Raw genomic sequence first — 23,343 nt, 5'->3', positions numbered from 1 at the left:
ACGGTGGTGTGAGAGGTCGACTGCTCAAATAATGAGCAGTCTCCTACTCGATTGCCTTACGGCACCATGATAAATTCTACGATAAATACTACTGCGCAGCAGCAGCAAGCCACATGAAAAAGGCTCATGCCGCGCCAGGCGGTGGCAACGCCGACGCCGAGGGCAAGTGCACCTGCAATAGGTGTTTGTGTTTCCTGCAGGATAGCAGGAAAGGTCATTACTGCGAGCGTCGTGTAGGGGACATAATATAAAAAGGAACGGATGAAGGGATTTTTGATTTCCTTACGGATGAGTGTTAGCGGAAGCACGCGGATAGCGTAGGTAACAATTGCCATGACTGCAATATAAATATAAATATTGTGTTCCATCTGCTAATCCTCCTTTTGCTGGGACTGTACCGGCCTAATCCAGGCTGCAGCCGCTGCGATGACTACAGTGAGGATAATGGTACGTGTACCGTCGGTAAGCTGTGCCAACGGCTGCAGATATGCTGCTGCGAAGCTGGCGATAAAGCTTGTGATTACAACAGTGAGAATGATACGGCTTTCGCGTGCCGGCGGAATGATAATAGCAAGGAACATGCCAAACAGCGCAACGCTCAGTGCGCTGACAATGCGTTCTGGCAGCGCAGCACCGGCGATAATGCCGCAGGCTGTGCCAATCGACCAGCCCGGAATTGCTACGGCCATGCCGCCATAGTAATAGTATGGATTCAAAACACCGGGACGGGAGATAGCGATACCGAAAAGCTCATCCGTTACAGCGAAGGCCATAGCCAGACGATGTATAAAGCCTTGCGCGTTGCTGAGCCTTTGGCTCAGCGCGCAGCTCATCAGCATGTAGCGTGCATTGGCGATGAGGGTGACCAGTGCTATTTCGGTATAGCTGGCATTTTGGCCGATGAGGGTAATGGCGGCAAATTCACCGGCTGAAGTGTTGTTGAGCAGGCTTGTCAGAAAGCCTTGGAATACAGAAAGACCGGATGAACGGCAAATAATTCCCAAAGAAAAGGCAACGGCAAAATAACCCAATCCTATGGGGATACCATCGTGCAAGCCTTGACGGAAGGCTGTAGCATTGCTTGAAATACTATTAGTGTATACGGAATCGATATTTTCAGTTGAAGTTTGCATCATAATACACCACAACAATCGCAAGAAAATCCAAAAAACAAAAAAATCGAAATATAATAATGCTTAAATGTTGGAAAATTTACCCGTAAGCCCCAAATGGAAGGCTTACGGGTAGAAATGCTTTGGTAAACGCTGAGGGGATGGCGTTTGCCGATATTTTTATTTGAGCAGTTCCTGAGCAACCAGGTGGCCCATTTCAGATGTAGAAACTTTCTTCAGACCTTCTGCATAAAGGTCCGGAGTGCGGTAGCCCTGTTCCATGACTGCGTCAACAGCTGCTTCCATAGCATCTGCTGCTTCATTTTGGTTCAGAGAGTAGCGCAGCATCATAGCAACACTGAGGATGGTTGCCAGCGGGTTAGCAATGCCCTGACCGGCAATGTCCGGTGCGCTGCCGTGGATAGGCTCGTACATACCGGTGCCGTCGCCGAGGCTGGCGCTCGGAAGCAGGCCGATGCTGCCTGCGATGGTGCTTGCTTCATCACTGAGAATATCACCAAAGATATTGTTGGTCAAGATAACGTCGAACTGCTTAGGATTCAGCACTAACTGCATAGCGCAGTTGTCAACATAGAAGTTGTTCAGCTCTACTTCAGGATAATCCTTTGCCTGCATTTCGGCAACAATTTTACGCCACATACGGCTGGAGCCCAATACATTGGCTTTATCAACGCTGGTTACTTTACCGCGGCGTTTTTTGGCAGCTTCAAAAGCAAAACGGGCAATGCGTTCTACCTCCGGACGGGTGTAAAGCTCAACGTCGCTTGCTTCCTCAACACCGTCAGCATTGAGGTGCGCTTCGGTATGCTCACCGAAGTAGATGCCGCCGGTAAGCTCGCGCACGATTAAAAGATCGGCACCTTCTGCACGTTCCGTTTTCAGCGGAGAAAGATGCGCGGTGAATTTGGAAACGGTCATCGGGCGCAGGTTGCAGTACAGGCCCAAAGCCTTGCGGATACCAAGCAGGCCTTTTTCCGGACGGATAGCCGGAGCAACATTATCCCATTTCGGTCCGCCGACAGCACCGAGCAGCACAGCGTCAGCAGCCTTAGCACTGGCAATGGTTGCTTCCGGCAGGGGAACGCCGGTTGCATCGATTGCGCAGCCGCCGATGAGCTGCTTGTCATATTCAATTTCAAAGCCGAATTTTTGGGCAGCAGCGTCGAGAACCTCTACAGCTGCATCAACTATTTCTACACCAATGCCGTCACCTGGCAGTAAGCAAATCTTCATTATTTGTTTTCTCCTTTAATATAATTAATCAGGCCGCCGCAGTCTGCGATATGCTGGATGAATTCCGGCAGCGGTTTTGTTTTGATCGTAATATTTTTGTTGAGGATTTTGATTTCACCCTTGTTTACATCAACGTCGATTTCGTCGCCGGGTTCAATCTTTTCTACGTCGGCACCGATTTCCAGCACCGGCAGACCGATGTTAATCGCATTGCGGTAGAAGATACGGGCAAAGCTGTCTGCTACAATGCATTTGATGCCCTTAACTTTTAATACTACCGGGGCATGCTCACGGGAGGAGCCGCAACCGAAGTTTTTGCCGGCAACGATGTAGTCGCCGGGCTGTACGTTGGCGGCGAAGTTAATTTCCAGGTTTTCCTTCGCATCCTCCATAGCGTGCTCTGCTAATTCCTTGAAGTCGGCAATGTTCAGATATCTTGCCGGAATAATAACGTCTGTATCGATGTGGTCGCCGTAACGCCAAACTTTGCTCATTTTACTACCTCCTCAGGGCTGGTGATATAACCGGTGATGGCACTGGCTGCAGCGGTATAGGGGCTTGCCAGATAAACCTCGCTGTCGACATGGCCCATGCGGCCGCGGAAGTTACGGTTAGTGGTGGAAACAGCGCGCTCGCCTGCTGCGAGGATGCCCATGTAACCGCCAAGGCAGGGGCCGCAGGTTGGAGTAGAAACGGCAGCACCGGCATCAATAAAGGTATCGATGTAACCGCGATGCATAGCTTCCTGATAAATCTGCTGGGTTGCCGGGATGATAATCATACGCACATGGTCGCAAACCTTGTGACCTTTGAGAATTTCGGCAGCCTGCTCAAGATCCTCCAGACGGCCGTTGGTGCAGGAGCCGATGACAACCTGGTCAATTTTGATTGCATGACCTTCCTTAGCAGGATGGGTGTTTTCCGGCAGATGCGGATAAGCAACAACGGGAACAAGCTCGTCGAGCTTAATATCGAGTACGCGGGCATATTCAGCGTCTTCGTCGGCAGTAACTGCTTCCCATTCACGGGTTACGCCGCGTTCCTTTAAGAATTCGATGGTTTTTTCATCAACAGGGAAAATGCCGTTTTTGCCGCCGGCCTCAATAGCCATGTTGCAGATAGTCAGACGGTCGGCCATAGAAAGCTCGCTGACGCCTTCGCCGGTGAATTCCAAAGATTGGTAACGGGCGCCGTCAACGCCAATCATACCGATGATAGTCAGGATGATGTCCTTGCCTTTAACGTATTTCGGCAGCTTGCCGGTCAGGGTAACCTTGATAGCCTGCGGAACCTTGAACCAAGAAGTACCGCTGGCCATAGCGCAGCCGATATCGGTCTGGCCCATGCCGGTGCTAAGAGCATTGAGTGCGCCGTAGGTACAAGTGTGGGAATCGGCACCTATGATGATTTCGCTGGGAGCAACAAGGCCTTTATCCGGCAGCAGTGCATGCTCGATACCCATCTGGCCTACTTCAAAGTAGTTTTTGATTTCGTGCTTGCGGGCGAAGTCACGCATACGCTTGCACATGGTTGCGGATTTGATGTCCTTGCAGGGGGAGAAATGGTCCGGAACCAGAGCAATTTTGTTTTTATCAAATACCGGTTTACCGATTTTTTCAAATTCGTTGATAGCCGGAGGACCGGTGATATCATTAGCTAATACTAAATCTACTTGAGAAACAAGCAGGTCGCCGGCACTTACGCTGTCGCGGTGAGCGTGCTTGGCTAAGATTTTTTGCGTCATTGTCATTCCCATAAGATAAACCTTCTTCCTTATAATAAAAATAGCCCCTATCTGCGCTTGCAGATAGGGGCGAAGTTTTTTCGCGGTACCACCCTAAGTTGTACTTAATTTTCCCGATTAGCGGATCGGCAGCGTAACGTGCTGGAAACGTCTGCTCCTACTTGGTTCAGAGAAGCTGCTCGCGGGTGAGCTTCTTTGCCTGCTTGCTGGCGGCTTGCACCATACGCCGTCTCTCTGGATGCTGGGGCAGGTAAATTTTCCCGTTCATTGCATTTTTGTTTTTGAAATTAAAATATACACATCGCTGTGTTCTTCACATTATCGCAACAATTTCACGGTTTGTCAAGTGTGAAAATAAAAAAATGCCTAGAAAAACATTGAGTGTACAATACAGAAGGAAAAAAGTACTGCTAAGATATAAATTGTTATAGAATGTTAACCCTTACCTCTTTCAGAAAATTACCTTTTGTAGAACTTTTGTTATACAAGTAAATATACATGTATACAATTTGCAATCGTAATGGTGTGGCATTATAATTAAAATTACAGTTGCGTGGTGGTCTATAACAGAAACACTAACAGAACTGCTAATATATTTTACTAATGAAATGCTTTGAGAGGGGAATTTATTATGAATACTTCGCTGCCCAAGAAACAGGGATTGTATGATCCTTGGTTTGAACACGATGCCTGCGGTGTTGGCGTAGTTGCCAATATTAAGGGCAAGAAGTCTAATAAAATTTTAAGACAGGCTCTGGTGGTTCTGCATAACATGGACCATCGCGGCGGTCAGGGAGCAGATATGAACTCCGGTGACGGTGCCGGTGTGCTGCTGCAGATTCCGCATAACTTTTTTGTCAAGGAATGCGCCAAGCAGGATGTGGAGCTGCCGGAAGCAGGGAAATATGCCGTTGGTTTTATTTTCCTGCCGCCGGATGTTGTAGAAAGAGAAAATGTTCAGCGCCACTTTGAACGCATTGTTGAAGCGAACGGTCAGGGGATTATTGCCTGGCGTAAGGTTCCGGTGCATCCGGAGGTTTTGGGTGAAAAATCACGCCAGAGCATGCCTTTTATGGCACAGGTTTTTATCCGTCCGTCGGCTGATGTCCTGGACCGTCTGGATATTGATGATAATGCGTTTGAACGCAAGCTGTACTGCATCCGCCGTGAGGCTGAGAACTATATACGTTACGGCAAGCTGCGCGGCGGCAAGTACTTTTATGTTTCAAGTTTGTCCTCTCGCACTATTGTCTACAAAGGCATGCTGACAACACAGCAGCTGCAAACCTTTTATGCGGACATGGAGGACAGCTCTATTGAGACAGCAATGGCTCTGGTCCATTCGCGTTTCAGCACCAATACATTTCCCAGCTGGGAGAGAGCTCATCCCTACCGCTATCTGATGCATAACGGTGAAATAAATACATTGCGCGGCAATATCAACTGGATGCGTGCGCGTCAGACAATGTGCGGCAACAGTCTTTGGGGGAATGATATCCAGAAGGTTATGCCGATTGTTGACGAAACCGGTTCCGATTCCGGCATGTTCGACAATGTTTTGGAATTTTTGCTGATGAGCGGACGCAGTCTGCCGCATGCTGTCATGATGATGATTCCTGAGCCGTGGGGCAAAAATCCCCATCTGGATGATGATCTGAAGGCCTTCTTCGAATATCATAATTCGCTGATTGAGGCATGGGACGGACCTGCTGCTATGGCCTTTACGGATGGCCGTACTATTTGTGCTGCTTTGGACCGCAATGGCCTCAGACCGTCGCGTTATTATATTACAAATGACGATACTATCGTTCTAGCATCTGAGGTTGGTGTCGTAGATATTGACCCGGCAACTATTGTCAAAAAAGACCGCCTGCGTCCCGGACGTATGCTGGTGATTGACACGGAGCAGGGACGCATTATCGGCAATGATGAGATTAAGCACCAAATTGCCTGTGAGCATCCGTATCGTAAATGGCTGGAAGAAAATTCCATCAAGCTGAAAAATATTCCTCTTAAGAGTGAGCTGCCGGTGACAGATTCGCAGACACTGATGCAGCGTCAGCGTGCATTTGGCTACACGCTGGAGGATTTGACTAAGTTTTTACGCCCCATGGCGCAAAAGGGCATTGATCCGTTGGGAGCAATGGGCAATGATGCACCGCTAGCTGTGCTCAGCGAAAAGCCGCAGCTCTTATATAATTATTTTAAACAGCTTTTTGCGCAGGTAACAAATCCTCCTATCGATGCTATCCGTGAGGAGGTTTTTACGGATACTACCAGCGGTATCGGTCCTGAGCTGAATCTGATTGACCCGCAGCCGGAAAGCTGCCACCAGATTTCTGCGGAATCTCCGGTATTAAGCAATATTGAGCTTGCTAAGCTGAAGAACATTCCTAATTTCGAATCAGCAACAATTCCTATGCTTTACAAGGTTGCTGACGGCGGTGCCGGCTTAAAGCAGGCATTGGATGCAATCTTTGCCGCTGCAGATAAAAACATTGCGGAAGGCAAGTGCATTTTAATCTTGTCTGACCGCGGCATTACTAAAGATATGGCAGCGGTTCCTGCTTTACTAGCAGGTGCAGGTCTGCATCATCATCTGATTAAAAACGGTACGCGTCTGCGCGCGTCTATTATTATAGAATCCGCTGAGCCGCGTGAGGTACATCATATGGCGTTGCTTTTAGGCTATGGCGTCAGCGGTATCAATCCGTATCTTGTTTTTGAAAGCCTTGAGCATATGAGTGCTGACGGAATGCTGGATATCAGCTTTGAAAAGGCTGCTGAAAATTATATTAGCGTCTGCACTCACGGTATTGCCAAAATCCTGTCGAAGATGGGTATTTCTACTGTACAGTCTTATCGCGGTGCACAGATTTTTGAAGCTATCGGTATCAGCAGCGCCGTTATTGAAGAATATTTCACAGGAACTCCGTCGCGTCTTGAAGGCATCGGACTGGATGAGATTGCCAGAGAGGTTGCTATGCGTCATGAGCCTGCGTTTGCCGAGCAAAATATTGACCTTTTCAGCTATGAATCAGGCTCTCATTATCAATGGCGTAACGGCGGCGAGCAGCATATGCTTAATCCGGAAACGATTGTCAAGCTGCAGCAGGCCTGCAAGACAGGTGATTATAAGCTCTTCAAGGAGTTTAGCAAGCAGTTGCGCAGCAGTGCCTTTGCCAACCAGAATCTGCGCAGTATGCTGACCTTTACACCGCAGCGTCTGCCGGTAAATATTGACGAGGTAGAATCTGTAGAAAGCATTTGTCATCGTTTTAAGACCGGTGCTATGAGCTACGGCTCTTTGAGCCAGGAGGCACATGAATGCCTGGCGATTGCCATGAACCGTATCGGCGGTAAGAGCAATACCGGCGAAGGCGGCGAGAATCCCAATCGTTTTGCGCCGCTGCCTAATGGTGACAGCAAGCGCAGCGCAATTAAGCAGGTTGCCAGCGGCCGTTTTGGCGTAACCAGCAATTACCTTGTCAATGCGGATGAAATCCAGATTAAAATTGCGCAGGGTGCTAAACCAGGTGAAGGCGGACAGTTGCCGGGCGGCAAGGTTTATCCCTGGATTGCCGAATGCCGCGGTACAACGGCAGGCATTGGTCTGATTTCTCCTCCGCCTCATCATGATATTTATTCGATTGAAGATTTGGCCGAGCTGATTCACGACCTGAAGAATGCTAATCCCCGTGCCCGCATCAGCGTCAAGCTGGTAAGCGAGGTTGGTGTCGGTACGATTGCTGCCGGTGTAGTTAAGGCCTGTGCCGATGTTGTGCTTATCAGCGGTTATGACGGCGGTACCGGTGCTTCTCCGCGTACTTCCATCAACCATGCCGGATTGCCGTGGGAGCTGGGACTTATGGAAACGCACCAGACGCTGCTGCTGAATAATCTGCGTGACCGTGTAACACTGGAAACAGACGGCAAGCTGATGACAGGACGCGATGTTATTATCGCCGCTCTGCTGGGTGCGGAGGAATTCGGCTTTGCAACAGCACCGTTGGTAGCTATCGGCTGTATTATGATGCGTGTATGTAATCTTAATACCTGCCCGATGGGTGTGGCAACACAGGATCCGGAGCTGCGCAAGAATTTCCACGGCAAGCCGGAATATGTTGTCAACTTCATGCACTTTATTGCGCAGGAGGTTCGTGAGTATATGGCGATGCTTGGCTTCCGTACTATCGACGAGATGGTCGGCCGTACCGAGGTACTGCTGCCTAAGCCGGCAGAGGAGCGCAACTGGAAGAACAAGAATCTGGATTTGGCGCCGCTGCTGTATAAACCGGAGATTGAGCCGGGTGCCAGCCAGGTTTGCACCAAAAAGCAGAACCACCATCTGGAAAAATCGCTTGATATGCGTGAGCTGCTGGATATCTGCCGCAGTAATCTTAAAACGAAAAAGCCTGTTGCGATTACGCTGCCGATTAAGAATACGGACCGCGTTGTCGGCACGATTTTGGGCAGTGAAATTACCCGCCGCTACGGCGCCGAGGGACTGCCTGCCGACACCATCAACCTGCACTTCAAGGGCAGTGCCGGCCAAAGCTTTGGTGCCTTTCTGCCTAAGGGCGTTACACTGGAGCTGGAGGGCGATGCCAACGACCATGTAGGTAAAGGACTTTCCGGCGGCAAGCTGATTATCTATCCTGACAGCGATGCACGTTTTAATCCGCATGAAAATGTTATTATCGGCAACGTTGCCTTTTATGGTGCAACGAGCGGCGAAGCGTATATCAGCGGTACTGCCGGTGAACGCTTCTGCATCCGTAACAGTGGCGTGAACGCTGTTGTTGAAGGTGTTGGTGACCATGGCTGTGAATATATGACAGGCGGCACGGTAGTTATTTTGGGACGTACAGGACGCAATTTTGCTGCCGGCATGAGCGGTGGTACGGCCTATGTTCTGGATATGCAGGGGGATTTTGCTACCTACTGCAATAAAGAAATCGTGCTGTTGGAAAAGCTGGAAGAAATCGGCGACAGCCTGACGGTAAAGAAGATGCTGCTGCAGCATGCAGAGTATACCGGCAGTAAGCTGGCTTTAGAGATTTTGGATAACTGGGATGAATATCAGGATAAATTTGTCAAGGTTATTCCTAAAGAATATAAGCTTGTTACGCAGAAGCTTAATGAGTATCTGCAGCAGGGAATGAGCGCAGACGCTGCCACCCTGAAAGTATTTGAGGAGGTGAAGGCATAATGGGTAAGCCGACCGGATTTATGGATTACAAGCGTGCGGAGCTTGCTTTGCGTGCCCCCGAAGAAAGAATTAAGGATTGGCAGGAAATTAAGACGAGCAGCCTGCCGCATAAGGAAGCACTGCGCTGCCAGGCAGCGCGCTGTATGGATTGCGGCGTTCCCTTTTGCCATAGCGGTGTGATGATTAACCACATGGTTTCAGGCTGTCCGCTGCACAATCTGATGCCGGAATTTAATGATCTTGTTTATCACGGGATGGATGATTATGCCTATGCCCGTCTGAATAAAACCAATAATTTCCCGGAATTTACATCTCACGTCTGCCCTGCTCCCTGCGAGGGTGCCTGCAATGCAGGATTGGTGAATAATCCTGTTACTATTCGCAACATTGAGCAATATGTCATTGAAAACGCCTTTGAGCATGGATTGGTAAAACCCAATAAGCCTGCTAAACGCAGCGGCAAAAAGGTTGCTGTTATCGGCAGCGGACCTGCAGGCCTTGCCTGTGCTGATGAGCTGAACAAGGCCGGTCACAGCGTTACGGTTTACGAGCGTGCTGACCGTGCCGGTGGTCTTTTGATGTACGGTGTTCCTAATATGAAGCTGGATAAAAAGCTGGTAGAGCGGCGCGTCAAATTGCTGGAGGACGCTGGTGTAAGCTTTGTCTTAAACAGCGAGATCGGTGTAAAGCTGGCTTCCAGCACATTGCTGGAGGAATATGATGCCGTAGTGCTGTGTACTGGTGCGACAGTGCCGCGTGATTTGCCTGTTGCCGGACGTGAGCTGGAAGGTATTTACTTCGCTAAGGATTATCTGGAAAGCGTAACCAAGAGCCTGCTGAACAGCAATCTGGAGGACGGACTTGCTATTGATGCCAAGGATAAGGATGTTGTTATCATCGGCGGCGGTGATACAGGAAACGATTGCATGGCAACCGTTATCCGTCAGGGCTGCCGCAGCGTGCGTCAGCTGGAAATCAATCCCTGTCTGCCGCACAGCCGCACAGCAGATAATCCCTGGCCGCAGTTCCCGCGTATTTTTAAAACTGATTACGGTCAGGAGGAGGCTATCCATAAATTTAAGCAGGACCCGCGTGAATTCTGCATTACAACTAAGGAATTCCTAGGTGAGGACGGTAAGGTCAGCGGTCTGCGCTTGTGTCAAAATGAATGGAAGCAGATAAACGGACGCATGGTGCCGGCAGATATCCCCGGTACAGAACATGTTGTGCCTGCACAGCTGGTGCTACTGGCCATGGGATTTGTGGGCAGCGAAGAGCGGCTGTTCGAGGAATTCAAGCTGGCGAAGGCACCTAACGGCAGCATAGCGGCTGATGACAGCAGCTATGCGACCAGTGTACCCGGTGTTTTTGCAGCCGGTGACGCGCGTCGCGGGCAGAGCCTGGTGGTGTGGGCAATTGCTGAAGGGCGTGGCGCTGCACATGCGGTTGATAAATTCTTGCAGAAATAAGCAATACGGTTCTCCTTTTCTTTTATAGATGTGCTTGCAGCTTTTGTGTATATAAAAAATAGCTGCAGGCACATTTTTTATTAGCTGTAGCCTTGAAATATGTAACGGCTACAGCAATGCACCATCTGCGTCGTATAAATCAGAAGTGAAATCTTCGCAAACTCAAAGCTTTTCTGCGGATTTGATTGTTACCACGTTGCACTTTCCCTGCAAGATAAGCTATAATATAGATAAATATACCTAGCAATAGCTAAATTTACGATATAGGAGAAAACAAAATGTTTATTGACAGAGCGAGAATTTATGTAGAAGCAGGCGATGGCGGCGACGGCATGAGCAGCTTCCGCAGAGAAAAATTTGTAGAAAAGGGTGGCCCGAACGGTGGTAACGGCGGTCGCGGCGGTGATGTTGTCCTGATTGCGGACAAAAATCTCAATACACTGATTGATTTCCGTTACAAGAGAAAATATGTTGCTAAGCGCGGCGGTCAGGGCGGTACTAAAAACTGCACTGGCATGCGCGCTGATACCGTATTTGTTAAGGTGCCGATGGGCACCTTGGTACGCGACGATGCTACCGGCGCTGTGATGGCTGACCTGGTTGAGGATGGACAGACCTATGTGGCTGCTAAGGGCGGTCGTGGCGGTAAGGGCAATGCCTGCTATGTTACCAGCACCAATCGTGCTCCGACCTTTGCGGAAAAGGGCGAGCCCGGTGAAAACCGTTGGCTGAAGCTGGAGCTGAAGCTGTTGGCTGACGTTGGCTTGGTAGGCTACCCCAGCGTAGGCAAGTCCAGCATTATCGCGCAGGTGAGTGCTGCCCGCCCCGAAATTGCTGCCTACCATTTTACAACCCTGTCCCCGGTTTTGGGCGTAGTACGTTTGGATGAGGAGCGCAGCTTTGTACTGGCGGATATCCCTGGTCTGATTGAAGGTGCACATGAGGGTGTAGGCCTTGGCCATGACTTCCTGCGTCATGTAGAGCGTACTAAGGTACTGCTGCATATTGTTGACGTGGCAGGCGTTGACGGCCGTGATCCGATTGAGGACTTTGACAAAATCAATACAGAGCTGGCAGAATACAGCGAGCGTCTGGCACGCCGTAAGCAACTCGTTGTTGCCAATAAAATGGACCTGCCGGAAGCGCAGGAAAACTTTGAGCGCTTGAAGGAATACGTTGAAGCTAAGGGGTACGAAATCTGCAAGGCAAGTGCTGCTACCGGCGAAGGCCTGCGTGAGCTGATGTTTAAGGCTTACGACCTGCTGCTGCAGTATGTTCCGGAAGAGGATGAGGAAGACCTGGCACGCTTCGACGAGATTGATCCGGATAGCTATGAAATTGTTGTCGGCAACGATACCGACTGGGAGGTTCGCGGCAAGAATATCGAGCGTCTTGTTGCTATGACCAACTTTGATAATGACGAAGCACTTTACCGCTTCCAGCTGATCTGGAAACGTCTTGGTATTGACGAGGCGCTGAAGGAGAGAGGCGTACAGGAAGGTCAGAGTGTGCGTATTAGGGATATGGTTTTCGACTACAAGGATTAAGGACGCATATAACGTATCGTCTGCGTCATGAAATTTCCTCGACGTACGAGGAGTACGCCGTCGTCAATTTCATTTAGCATCCGACACATTCTCTGCGCCCTTGGTGAAAGGGATATATTGCGGCTAACGCACAAAATAAAAAACTAGAACTGCAGGTGAGGGGAAATGTTAAACAATGAAGCAAGCCGTGAGGCTTTAAAAAAGGCTAAGCGTATTGTCATTAAGGTTGGTACGAGTACGATTACCTATGCCAACGGCAAGCGCAATTTCAGTCAGATTGACCGCTTAGCGCGCGAAATCAGCGATTTACAGAATCAGGGCAAGGAAATGATTCTGGTAACCAGCGGTGCCGTGGCTGTTGGCGTGGACCGCATGGGCTTGCCCGGAAAACCCAAAACTATTCCCGGCAAGCAGGCCGCTGCTGCTGTAGGTCAGGGCGTTCTGATGCACACCTACGAAAAATTCTTTGCCGATTACGGTCAGATCGTGGCGCAGGTGCTGATTACCAAAACAGAGGCCATTGACCGCCATCGTTACACCAATACGCGTAACACCTTTATGGAGCTGATGCGTCAGCGTGTTATCCCTATCGTCAACGAAAATGATGTTGTGGCGCTCGATGAGCTGAAAATCGGCGATAACGATAATATGTCTGCTCTTGTTGCAGGCATTGTGGATGCTGACCTTGTTATCATCCTTTCCGATGTTGACGGACTGTATACCGCTAATCCGCAAACGCATCCCGATGCTGTTATTGTGCCAGAGGTTGCGGAAATCACTCCGGAGATTGAGGCAAGTGCCGGCGGTGTCGGCTCTTCCCGTGGTACAGGCGGTATGGCGACTAAGATTCAGGCTGCCAAGGCTGCGACAAGCAGCGGTATTCATCTGGTAATTGCCAGCGGTACCGAGAAGAATGCCATTACCCGTGTGCTGCAGGGTGAAGAGCTGGGAACCTTGTTCGTGAGCCGTGAAAACCGTTTGCAGTTCCGCAAGCGCTGGCTGGCCTTTGGTGCCAAAATCGCCGGCAGTATTGTTGTGGATGATGGTTGCGCTAAGGCTATTCGCAAGGCTGGCGGCTGCAGCATTCTGCCGGCAGGCGTGTTTGCCGTGCAGGGTGAATTTTTGCCGGGCAGCACAGTGAGCGTTATCGATAAGGATGCGCACGAGTTGGCGCGTGGCTTAGTGCATTATTCTTCTGCCGAGCTGGAGCAGATTAAGGGCTGCAATTCTGGCGAGATTGCAAATATTCTAGGACATAAAAATTTTGATGAGGTTATCCACCGCGATGACCTGGTTATTTTATAAGGCAGGGTGAGGATTATGGCAACGTATGAATTGGTTCAGGCTAAGGCTCAGGCTGCGAAGCAGGCTGCAGCAAAGCTTGCCGTTACTTCTACCGCAGTTAAGAATGCGGCACTTTTGGCGATGGCTGCTGCGCTTGAGGCACAACAGTCTGAAATTTTAGCTGCGAATGAGCGTGATATGACTGCTGCTGCAGCCAAGGGCATGAAAAGCTCAATGCTGGACCGTCTGAAGCTGACTGCCGAGCGCATCAGCGGTATGGCTGACGGCCTGCGTCAGGTAGCAGGCCTGGCTGACCCTGTGGGCAATGTAATTGACGGCAAAACCTTGCCCAATGGTCTGCATATTACCAAAATTCGCGTTCCTTTGGGTGTTATCGGTATTATTTACGAGGCACGTCCCAACGTTACGGCGGATGCCGCAGGCCTGTGTTTGAAATCAGGTAACGCTGTTATCCTCAAGGGCGGCAGCGAGGCAATGGAGTCTAACAAAACTGTTGCTGCGATTTTGGCGCAGGCTGCGGAGGGTGCAGGCATTCCTGCGGGCTCTATTCAGTTTATTGATACCAGTGACAGACAGGCTGTGCAGGATTTAATCCATATGAATGGCCTTGTCGACGTGGTTATTCCTCGCGGCGGTGCTGGGCTGATTCAGGCGGTGGTGCGTAATGCCAGCGTGCCGGTTATCGAAACAGGTGCGGGCGTATGCCATACCTATGTTGACAAGGATGCCGACGTGGAGATGGCTATGAAAATTGCTTTCAATGCCAAGGTGCAGCGTCCTTCCGTATGCAATGCAATGGAAACACTGCTGGTGCATAAGGATATTGCGGATAAATTCTTGCCTATGATGCTGATGATGTATAATTCCTCCGCTGTAGAAATACGCGGTGATGAGGCTGTGCAGGAGTACAGCGGTCAGGTGCATGCGGCGACGGAAGAGGACTGGTCTACGGAATATGGCGATTTGCGTCTTTCTGTAAAGATTGTGGACAGCATTGAGGAAGCTATGGCACATATTGCCAAATACGGCACCGGCCACAGCGAATGTATTGTTACGAATAATTATCAGGCGGCACAGCTTTTCCAATATACCGTGGATGCTGCTGCTGTTTACGTCAATGCTTCTACCCGTTTTACCGACGGCAACGAATTCGGCTTCGGTGCTGAAATCGGCATCAGCACACAAAAGCTGCATGCCCGCGGACCGATGGCGCTGCCGGAGCTTACGAGTACAAAGTACCTGATTAACGGTAATGGTCAGGTGCGCAAATAGGCTCTCATGTACTTAAGTTGCTGAATTGTTAGCGATGAAAAACTTCAGTAATGGTTTTAATTACCAGGGGCTGACGCAATGTCAGCCGCTGAATTTCACTAAAGCATAATACTTACTAAAAAAACCGCTTCAATGGCGTAAGCCGGCGAAGCGGTGTTTTGCTTTTGCAGGAAAGCTGTCTGATGCAGGTAAAATTCACATTTTTGCACTGATTTTTATTGCCTGAGGTATATGCTTTAAGTGTAAAATTTGATATAATTAATTGGATAAGATTGCTTTGTTGCTATTGCACAATTTAGGAAGCTGGAGGGAACTCTTTTGGAAGAATTGTATCGTGAAGAATCTGGAACAAGTACGCAAAGAAAAATCTTTGCAGTGATTGCCTTGCTGATGATTGCGAGCCTTTATTGGCATGAATGGACCTGGCTGCAGGAACATAGACGCTTTGATATGCTGGGCTGGGGTATGGATACAGTGCTTTTGGCTCTGTGGATTTGGCGTGTAGCCTTTGGCTATACTCTGATACTCTACAAGGATATGAAGCTTGAGGTAATCAGCCATGGCTTAGGCTTTATTAAACGCAGTTATGTTGTTGACCTGACCCGTACAGAAAGCTTTACCGATAAATATGTAAAGAGCTTTTTCCGTAAAACAGCGATTAAGCATTATATCCATCGCTATAATTCACTTGATGAAAATCCGCAGCGCTTGCTGGTATTTACCGAAGGCAAGAAAAATAAGCTGGCGGGTTTGCTGTTTAAATCCAGTGATGAGTTTGTCCGTGTATTGCGTAAGGAAATGCCGGATAAATTCATTCAGCTTTAATTGATGATTGTTTTGGTATAGGAGGCTTTGACAGATGGAAACAATAGCTAACGTAGAACCGGTGGTAGTTTGCGCCCGCGTTATGCAAATATTTTTTGGTTCTTTTATTTACATTTATCTGATTGCTAAGCTGGTTGGTCCCGATAACAAATTGGCCTGGTTCAGAAAACGTAAAAAATATACCTTCTTTAATCGCCGTGGTATTTTCGGTGAGGATATCAACTTCGGTTATCCTGTATGCTGGCAAGGCGTGCTTGTTTTTCTGGCAATTTACGGCGTAGTTTTCGGCTTTGGCTATTGGTATATTTTCGTACACGCTTATTAAGCTAAATAATTGGTAGAGGAAGGATTTGCTTCAATGGCAGAAATTAGAGGTATTATTGTTAAAAAGCAGGGCGAGCGCGCTGAGGTAAAGGTTGACAAAGCTGAAAGCGAACTGACCGGTCTGCCTAAATATATAGATTGCTGGAACCCGGTGGGTGCTAAGGCCGGCGATGTGGTTGGCGCGGAATACCGTGACTTTGACCAACGCAAGGCTAAGCTGGTTATTTACGGCCTGCCGGTGGCAGGTATTCTTGCAGGTGTTGCCTGCGGACACAGTATGGCTACGTTCTTTCATATGGATGAATTGCCGTTTATTGCCGGCTGTATTGTTTTGTGGCTTTTGGTAACCGTAAACTATGCACGTATTTTTAAACGTGATGCGGTACGCGAAGGCAAGCAGGCTGTTATTTTTGAAATCCAGCAGCCGAAGATTGTTATTGATATGGGTAAAAAGGAATAGGCTGAAGCATGAAGGTTATTTTAGCATCAGCTTCTCCGCGCAGACAGGCGCTGCTGCAGCAAATAGGTATTACTCCGCTGGTTTGTCCGGCGGATTTTGCCGAAGGCAGCGGCACTGCCAGCCAGGCGCAGGAGGTTGCTTTGCATAATGCAGCTGGCAAATGTGCTGCTGTAGCAGCAAAAATGGGAGATGAGCTTCCCGTTATTGCTGCAGATACAATCGTAGTAATTGATAATGTTATTTTGGGCAAGCCGCAGGATGCAGCAGCTGCCAAGGCTATGCTGCAGCGCTTGTCCGGACGTACACATCAGGTGATGACAGGCGTTGCTGTATGTTATAAGGGACAAAAGATGTCCGAGGTGTGCGTTACTGATGTAAGCTTTCGTCAGCTGACCGCTGAAGAAATAGATGCTTATATTGCTACAGGCGAGCCTATGGATAAGGCAGGAGCCTATGGCATTCAGGGCAGAGGTGCTGTCCTGGTGGAAAAAATCAATGGCTGCTATAACAATGTTGTAGGTCTGCCGTTGTCGTTGTTGTACTTAATGATGCAAAGACTAGGAGTATGAGGAGCTATGAAGAGTGACTAATCCTGCAGAAAGCAGGACCTGCGATTTTCGCAGTGATTTTAGTAGTATCGACAAAACAACAAACACAGAAAAAATTAAAAACCTTCCCTTAGAGGACAGACCACGGGAAAAGCTTTTTCTGCGTGGAGTGAACGCGCTGACAGATGCAGAGCTGCTGGCAATATTGCTGCGCACAGGCACTGCGCAAAAATCAGCGTTGGAAATTGCTAAGGAGCTTACCGCTGACGGTGGCCTGTATAGGCGACTGGCAGGAGTGAGAGACTTAAATGAGCTTATGCAAATAAAGGGTATGGGGCAGGCTAAGGCAGCAACTGTTTTAGCAGCTCTGGAAATAGGCAGGCGGATAGCGTCAGCCCGCCCTTTGGATAAAATCCATTTTGGCTGTCCGCAGGATGGTGCAGCATTTTTGATGCCGCGTCTGCGTTATGCCACGAAGGAACAGTTTTTAGTAATTTTGTTAAACAGTAAGAATAAAGTAATAGGTACGGAGCTGGTATCAGAGGGTTCACTGACTAATTCGGTGGTGCATCCGCGAGAGGTCTTTCTGCCGGCGATTCTGCAGCATGCAGCCTCTATCTGCGTGGCTCATAATCATCCTTCGGGTGATCCGACGCCAAGCATTGAGGACAGGCAGCTGACAGCTGTTTTGCTGGCGGCAGGACAAACGCTGGGAATTCCGCTTCTGGATCATCTGATTATCGGGGACGGTGCTTATTACAGCTTTCAGGAAGATGGAGCATTAGAAGTTTAGGAGGATAGTCGGAAATGAAATTTACTTTCCCTAATATCAGTATTTTTAACAATATGTCGGATGACATGGGTATAGATTTGGGCACTGCGAATACGCTGGTGCATTGCAAGGATAAGGGTATTATTATTCGCGAGCCGTCGGTAGTAGCTGTAGAAAAGGATACTAACGAGGTACTGGCAATCGGTGCAGAAGCCAAGAGAATGATTGGCCGTACTCCCGGTAACATTGTCGCTATCCGTCCGATGAAGGATGGCGTTATTGCCGACTATGAAATTACTCAGTCTATGCTGAAATATTTTATTAAGCAGGCTATGGGTAACCGCACCTTTGTACGCCCGCGTATTTTGGTTGGTGTGCCTTCCGGCGTTACAGAAGTAGAAAAGCGTGCTGTTGTTGATGCTACCATTGAAGCAGGTGCACGAGAGGCTTATCTGATTGAGGAGCCGATGGCTGCAGCAATCGGTGCAGGCCTGCCTGTACAGGAAGCAACCGGTAGCATGGTTGTTGATATTGGCGGTGGTACCTGTGAGGTTGCCGTAATTTCTTTGGGTGGCATTGTTGTCAGCAAGAGTGTACGCTGTGGAGGTGACGCTATTGACAGCGCTATTGTACGTTATATCCGTAAAGCATTTAATATGTTTATCGGTGAACGCACTGCAGAAAATATTAAAATTGAAATCGGTACTGCTATGAAGGTAGACGAGCCTGCTGTTATGGAGGTTCGCGGCCGTGACCTGCTCAGCGGTCTGCCTAAAAGCATTGAGGTTAATGCTAACCATGTCTGCGAGGCAGTAAACGAGCCTATAAGCATGATTGTAGACGCTGTTCGCAACACCTTGGAGCGTACACCGCCTGAGCTGTCTGCTGATATTATGGACCGTGGCATTGTTATGACCGGCGGCAGCTCTATGCTGCGCAATCTGGACAGACTTATTTCTCAGGAAACCGGTATGCCGGTATTCGTTTCTGATGAAGCTTTGAACTGTGTTGCTTTAGGCACCGGTATTGCTGTAGAAAATATTGATATTTATCGCAAAGGTTTTATGACCTCCAAATAAGTAGGAATGCAACATGAATAAGAAAGTAATGTTGGCTGCTCTGTTCGTCATGGTCCTCTTGTCTATGCTGGCAATGGCTGTAGCAGGCAGAAGTCGCTTCCCACTGGTTAACAGAGCGGTGGCAGCAGTAGTGCTGCCGGTGGAAAGCGTGCTGACCGGTATAGGCAATGCCGGGGATGGCGTGCGTGGCTATTGGAAGGCTATGACAGTACTGCAGAGCGAAAATGCTAAGCTGAAACAAGAAAATATAGAGCTGCGTAATGCTAATATCCAGATGGGATCAATGTATGCTGAAAACCAGCAGCTGCGAGCCTTATTGGAATACAAGGAGCAGCATAAATCGCAGAAGGTTGTGGCGGCGAAGGTAATAGCACGCAGCTTTGGCGATTTACGTGATTGCATCTATATTGCTGCCGGTAAGGACAGAGGTCTGGCACCGGATATGGCAGTTGTTAACGGTGGCCTTGTAGGCGTGGTTGATGAGGTGTATGATGATTATGCCCGCGTACTGCTGCTCACATCGCCGCGTTGTCGCGTAGGTGCAAGAGTGTTGCGCGCTGATTCCCGTGCTGTCGGTGTTGCCGGCGGTGTCAATGGCAAGGATAAGCTACTGATGGAGCACATTTACCGCGAAGCAAGCCTGCGCGAGGGGGATATCATCGTCACCAGCGGTTATAGCGGCACTCATCCTGCAGATATTCTCATTGGTAAGATAACTGCAACGCGTATGGATAGTGTTGGTTTGCTGCAGGAAGCAGATATTGCGCCTACTGCTGATATTGCAGATGTGGAACAGGTATTGGTTATTGTTGGCTTTACGCCGGAAGCGAAAATCGTATTACAGGGAGGACAGGCAAAATGAGGAAACTGATTTGGCCCGTCCTGTTTCTGTTCTTAATGCTGCTGCAGGGTTCAATGTCTGTGTACTATACAGGCTGGCTTTCCTGTGATCTGCTGCTTTTGGCGGTATATGCTTATGCGATGCTGCGAGGCGAAAAAGCTGGCGCGATTGTCGGTGGCATTACCGGTTTGCTGCAGGATGCAATGACGGTGGGAGTTTTTGGCTTCCACATACTCAGCCGCATCTGTGTTGGTTATATAGTAGGCCTGACCAAGGAAAAGGTATTTAAGGATAATTACCTTTATCATATGAGCGCTATTGCGACGATTAGTTTTATCCTGCGTTTTGTTTACTGGTGGCTGGAACTTTTGCGCACTGGCGGACGCTGGAGCATCTTTTTTGCATATGCATGGGATTCTTTGGGCTATATTATAGGCAATGCGCTGTTGGTATGGCCTGTTGTAGTTATAATGAAGATAATTTATGAATGGATCAGAAAAGAAGATATATCTTATTAAACAGGAAGCAGGAAAGGAGACAAACGTAGCCTATGGAAGATAGAAACCGGATAACCAGACTGCACACCTTGCTGGTTGTGTGTCTGGTATTATTTGCTGTGCTGCTGGGACGAATGGTTTATTTGCAGCTGTGGCGCGGAGATTACTACGCTAAGCAATCTGACGGCAACAGGCTGCGCCAGTCGCGTATTCTTGCTCCCCGTGGAATTATTTATGATAGCGAAGGTAAAGAGCTGGTAAACAATTTGCCGGGTTATGCCGTAGTATTGCAAAAGCAGTCCAGCTACAAGCCGGAAACGCTACAGCGTCTCAGCAATCTGCTGCAGATGCCTGTAGCAGAGATTAACGCTAAAATCAAGGCGAGCGAAAATTTTTATGAGCCGATTATGCTGAAGAATAATCTTGATCAGCAGATGGTAACAAAAATAGAAGAACAGCGTCGCTATATGCCGGAGGTCATGCTTTCCGTGCAGCCTATCCGCAACTATCCCTACCATGAGCTGGGCGTGCATGCCTTAGGTTATGTGGGCGAGGTTAGTTCCTATGAAATTGAACAGGGCTTGTTCAAGAATATTACTCAGGGCAGTCTTGTTGGTAAGGCCGGATTGGAAAAGACTTATGATAAATATCTGCGCGGTGAGGATGGCGCCTTTATGGAGGAGGTTGACGTTGCCGGTAATGTTGTAAAGCATTACGATTCTGTACAGCCTGTCCCCGGCAAAAATCTGAAGCTTACGCTTGATTATCAGCTGCAAAAGGAGCTGGAGGAGTTTACCGATAAGCATCTTGCTTACCTGCGCAACAGCGGTATTGCTCCCGGAGCGAGAGCGGCGGCAGTAATAGCCATCGACCCGCGCAATGGCGCGGTGAGGGCGATGGTCAGCCGTCCTGGCTATGATCCTAACTGGTTTGTACATGGCATTTCCTCTAAAAATTGGAATTCCATTAATAATGATCCCAATTACCCGATGAATAATAAGGTTATCACCGGTGAATATCCGCCTGGTTCTACCTTTAAGATTGTTACTGGCAGCGCGGCCTTCGAGCTGAAAAAGGTTGGTCTGAACGAGCCGATTTTTGACGGAGGCTTCCATCCGATGGTTCCTACTATGGGGAACGCCGGCGGCGAGGTTTTAGGCTGGCTGACATTTATCAAAGCGCTGGCAATGAGTGATAACGTATATTTTTATGAGCTTGGTTATCGCGTAGGTATTGATAACATTGAGAAATATGCACATATCTTTGGCTTTGGCGAACGTACCGGTATTGACCTGGAGGGCGAAAGCAAGGGACTTGTTGCCTCTAAAAAGGTTAAGCGTGAAATTTGGAACGAGGACTGGCGCTTGGGCGATACCTTCAATGCTGCTATCGGTCAGGGCTTTAACCTGACAACGCCGATACAGCTTTCTGTTATGCTGAGTATTGTTGCTAATGGCGGCACCAAGTATCAGCCGTATCTTGTTGACAGCATTACCAATAGTGACGGCAGTCTTTTTGAAAAGCCTAAGCGTGCTGAAGGCAAGCATATTGATGTGTCACAGCAGACGATTGATTATATCCGCATGGGCATGAGTGCTACTACGCAGGAGGGTGGTACGGCATCGTACTTTGCCGGTTTGCCTAAGCCTATAGCCGGTAAAACTGGTACTGCCGAAAACTCTCATGGACGTGACCATGGTTTGTTTGTAGCCTATGGACCGGTAGATGATCCTGAGCTTGTCGTAGTCTGTATTGTAGAGCAGGGTGGCTTCGGTTCTATCGCTGCAGGTCCTATCGTTTATAAAGCATTTGAAGAATTTTTCCAGGAAAAGGGTTATATGCCCCGCCCTGATAAGGCTGCCCCCAAGAAGGACGCCGAGCAATAATGCAGGAAGGAGTACATTGTGGATTTTAAACGTATCCTGAAAAATCTTGACTGGTGGCTGATTACCGCTGTATTAATCCTTATGGGTTGTGGCTTGGGACTTATCGACAGTGCTACCCATTCCTTTGCAGTGAGCACCGGCAAGGCCTGGCATGTGCAGCGCCAAAGCATGTTTATGGTCTTTGGCCTGGCTATTGTTACTGCATCGTTGGCTTTTGATTATCGTGTACTCAAAAATTATGCTACCAAGCTGTATATATTTAATATCATACTGCTTTTGGCAGTAATGTTTGTAGGACAAAGTCAATTGGGTGCACAGCGTTGGATTCAAATAGGATCGATGTCCTTTCAGCCCAGTGAATTTGCTAAGGTATTTCTCATTATCTGCTTAGCCACCTTTATGGATAAGCGTATTGAATGGCTGGAGGAATTTAAGGATTACCTGCCTGTTTTTGCATATATTCTGGTGCCGTTTATACTTGTTATGCGTCAGCCGGACTTAGGAACATCGCTGACATTTATTGCTATTTTGATAGGTATGATTTTTGTCAGCGGCTTTAAGTATAAATGGTTCTTCCGCATGGGGCTGGCTTTTATGGCCTTGTTGCCGGCGTTTTGGATGATATTGAAGGATTATCAGAAGAATCGTATCCGCGTTTTTCTGAATCCGGAGCTTGATCCCTTCGGCAGTGGTTATCATGTTATTCAGTCTAAGATTGCTATTGGCAGTGGTGGCTTTTTAGGCAAAGGCTGGTTGGCAGGAACGCAGAGCCAGTTGAACTTTTTGCCGGAAAACCATACGGACTTTATTTTTGCTGTTGCCGGTGAAGAGTTTGGCTTTATCGGAACGGTGTTTATCATTTCTATGTATATGATTATCATCTGGCGCGGTATTGTGATTGCGCTTGATGCCGATGATACCTTTGGCATGCTTTTGGCAACTGGTGTGACGTCGATGTTTATGTTCCATGTTATGGTCAACATTGGTATGACTGCCGGTATTATGCCTGTAACAGGCGTACCGCTGCCATTCTTAAGCTATGGCGTCAGCTCGCTGACGACAAACCTGATGTTGGTGGCGATTTTGTTGAATATTAAGGTGAAAAAACAGAACCTTCAATTTTAGAGGGAGCGGTCGACGATAAAGCGCCATATGCTTAGCAACGACTCCTAGGAGTACGCTTTGTACGCCGTCGT

The 23,343-nt window shown here is 48.6% G+C and carries 20 protein-coding genes and 1 other annotated feature; of the genes, 15 read left to right on the top strand and 5 right to left on the bottom strand.

The features are described from left to right. Positions 1-56: 56 nt before the first annotated feature. From Q0612_RS01285 to leuC, 5 genes are all read right to left on the bottom strand, one after another. Positions 57-368 (bottom strand): AzlD domain-containing protein, encoded by a 312-nt coding sequence (locus Q0612_RS01285; protein WP_298879722.1) that lies wholly within the window; start codon positions 366-368, stop codon positions 57-59. A 3-nt stretch (positions 369-371) separates the two neighbouring features. Further along, positions 372-1,136: an AzlC family ABC transporter permease gene (locus tag Q0612_RS01280; RefSeq protein WP_298879719.1), complete on the bottom strand. Its 765-nt coding sequence runs from the start codon at positions 1,134-1,136 to the stop codon at positions 372-374. A gap of 156 nt (positions 1,137-1,292) precedes the next feature. Next, positions 1,293-2,366, bottom strand: coding sequence for a 3-isopropylmalate dehydrogenase (gene leuB, locus Q0612_RS01275; RefSeq protein ID WP_298879716.1), 1,074 nt, complete (start codon positions 2,364-2,366; stop codon positions 1,293-1,295). Next, on the bottom strand, positions 2,366-2,860 hold the full coding sequence (locus Q0612_RS01270; RefSeq protein ID WP_210683941.1) for a 3-isopropylmalate dehydratase small subunit: 495 nt from the start codon (positions 2,858-2,860) through the stop codon (positions 2,366-2,368). The genes leuB and Q0612_RS01270 overlap by 1 nt, the downstream gene beginning before the upstream one ends. Next, on the bottom strand, positions 2,857-4,122 hold the full coding sequence (gene leuC / locus Q0612_RS01265; RefSeq protein ID WP_298879710.1) for a 3-isopropylmalate dehydratase large subunit: 1,266 nt from the start codon (positions 4,120-4,122) through the stop codon (positions 2,857-2,859). Before leuC ends, Q0612_RS01270 begins: the two co-directional genes overlap by 4 nt. A gap of 50 nt (positions 4,123-4,172) precedes the next feature. Beyond that, positions 4,173-4,387: a binding site (T-box leader), on the bottom strand. Between the two features lie 354 nt (positions 4,388-4,741). Between leuC and gltB the strand changes: the two genes are divergently transcribed. The 15 genes from gltB to rodA all read left to right on the top strand — a co-directional run bounded on the left by gltB (position 4,742) and on the right by rodA (position 23,272). Next, positions 4,742-9,322 carry a glutamate synthase large subunit gene (gene gltB, locus Q0612_RS01260; RefSeq protein WP_298879707.1) on the top strand — a complete coding sequence of 1,527 codons (4,581 nt, stop codon included), beginning with the start codon at positions 4,742-4,744 and terminating at the stop codon, positions 9,320-9,322. Continuing rightward, entirely contained in the window at positions 9,322-10,791 is a 1,470-nt protein-coding gene (locus tag Q0612_RS01255) for a glutamate synthase subunit beta (protein WP_298879704.1), read from the top strand. Before gltB ends, Q0612_RS01255 begins: the two co-directional genes overlap by 1 nt. A gap of 278 nt (positions 10,792-11,069) precedes the next feature. Then, positions 11,070-12,338, top strand: coding sequence for a GTPase ObgE (gene obgE, locus Q0612_RS01250; RefSeq protein WP_298879701.1), 1,269 nt, complete (start codon positions 11,070-11,072; stop codon positions 12,336-12,338). Positions 12,339-12,503: 165 nt separating this feature from the next. Beyond that, positions 12,504-13,643 carry a glutamate 5-kinase gene (gene proB / locus Q0612_RS01245; RefSeq protein WP_210683947.1) on the top strand — a complete coding sequence of 380 codons (1,140 nt, stop codon included), beginning with the start codon at positions 12,504-12,506 and terminating at the stop codon, positions 13,641-13,643. Between the two features lie 15 nt (positions 13,644-13,658). Next, positions 13,659-14,915 (top strand): glutamate-5-semialdehyde dehydrogenase, encoded by a 1,257-nt coding sequence (locus Q0612_RS01240; RefSeq protein WP_298879698.1) that lies wholly within the window; start codon positions 13,659-13,661, stop codon positions 14,913-14,915. 318 nt (positions 14,916-15,233) lie between these two features. Further along, entirely contained in the window at positions 15,234-15,740 is a 507-nt protein-coding gene (locus Q0612_RS01235) for a hypothetical protein (protein WP_009145328.1), read from the top strand. Positions 15,741-15,774: 34 nt separating this feature from the next. Beyond that, positions 15,775-16,065 (top strand): hypothetical protein, encoded by a 291-nt coding sequence (locus Q0612_RS01230; RefSeq protein WP_021720493.1) that lies wholly within the window; start codon positions 15,775-15,777, stop codon positions 16,063-16,065. A 33-nt stretch (positions 16,066-16,098) separates the two neighbouring features. Then, entirely contained in the window at positions 16,099-16,524 is a 426-nt protein-coding gene (locus Q0612_RS01225) for a SoxR reducing system RseC family protein (protein WP_293391276.1), read from the top strand. An 8-nt stretch (positions 16,525-16,532) separates the two neighbouring features. Beyond that, positions 16,533-17,093, top strand: coding sequence for a nucleoside triphosphate pyrophosphatase (locus Q0612_RS01220; protein ID WP_021720491.1), 561 nt, complete (start codon positions 16,533-16,535; stop codon positions 17,091-17,093). Positions 17,094-17,106: 13 nt separating this feature from the next. After that, complete coding sequence (gene radC, locus Q0612_RS01215) at positions 17,107-17,865, top strand: DNA repair protein RadC (RefSeq protein WP_298879693.1); 759 nt, start codon at positions 17,107-17,109, stop codon at positions 17,863-17,865. 14 nt (positions 17,866-17,879) lie between these two features. Then, entirely contained in the window at positions 17,880-18,923 is a 1,044-nt protein-coding gene (locus Q0612_RS01210) for a rod shape-determining protein (protein WP_298879691.1), read from the top strand. Positions 18,924-18,936: 13 nt separating this feature from the next. Continuing rightward, entirely contained in the window at positions 18,937-19,785 is an 849-nt protein-coding gene (gene mreC, locus Q0612_RS01205; protein ID WP_298879689.1) for a rod shape-determining protein MreC, read from the top strand. Further along, the gene (mreD, locus tag Q0612_RS01200; RefSeq protein ID WP_298879686.1) at positions 19,782-20,282 is read left to right on the top strand and encodes a rod shape-determining protein MreD; all 501 of its coding nucleotides are present in this window, start codon (positions 19,782-19,784) and stop codon (positions 20,280-20,282) included. The genes mreC and mreD overlap by 4 nt, the downstream gene beginning before the upstream one ends. A gap of 32 nt (positions 20,283-20,314) precedes the next feature. Then, positions 20,315-22,147, top strand: coding sequence for a penicillin-binding protein 2 (gene mrdA / locus Q0612_RS01195; RefSeq protein ID WP_298879683.1), 1,833 nt, complete (start codon positions 20,315-20,317; stop codon positions 22,145-22,147). An 18-nt stretch (positions 22,148-22,165) separates the two neighbouring features. Then, positions 22,166-23,272 carry a rod shape-determining protein RodA gene (gene rodA / locus Q0612_RS01190; protein WP_298879680.1) on the top strand — a complete coding sequence of 369 codons (1,107 nt, stop codon included), beginning with the start codon at positions 22,166-22,168 and terminating at the stop codon, positions 23,270-23,272. The last annotated feature ends 71 nt before the right edge of the window (positions 23,273-23,343 follow it).

The sequence above is a fragment of the uncultured Phascolarctobacterium sp. genome (genome assembly GCF_937920985.1).
Classification (GTDB): domain Bacteria; phylum Bacillota; class Negativicutes; order Acidaminococcales; family Acidaminococcaceae; genus Phascolarctobacterium_A.
This window is presented reverse-complemented; position numbering and strand designations above follow the sequence as displayed.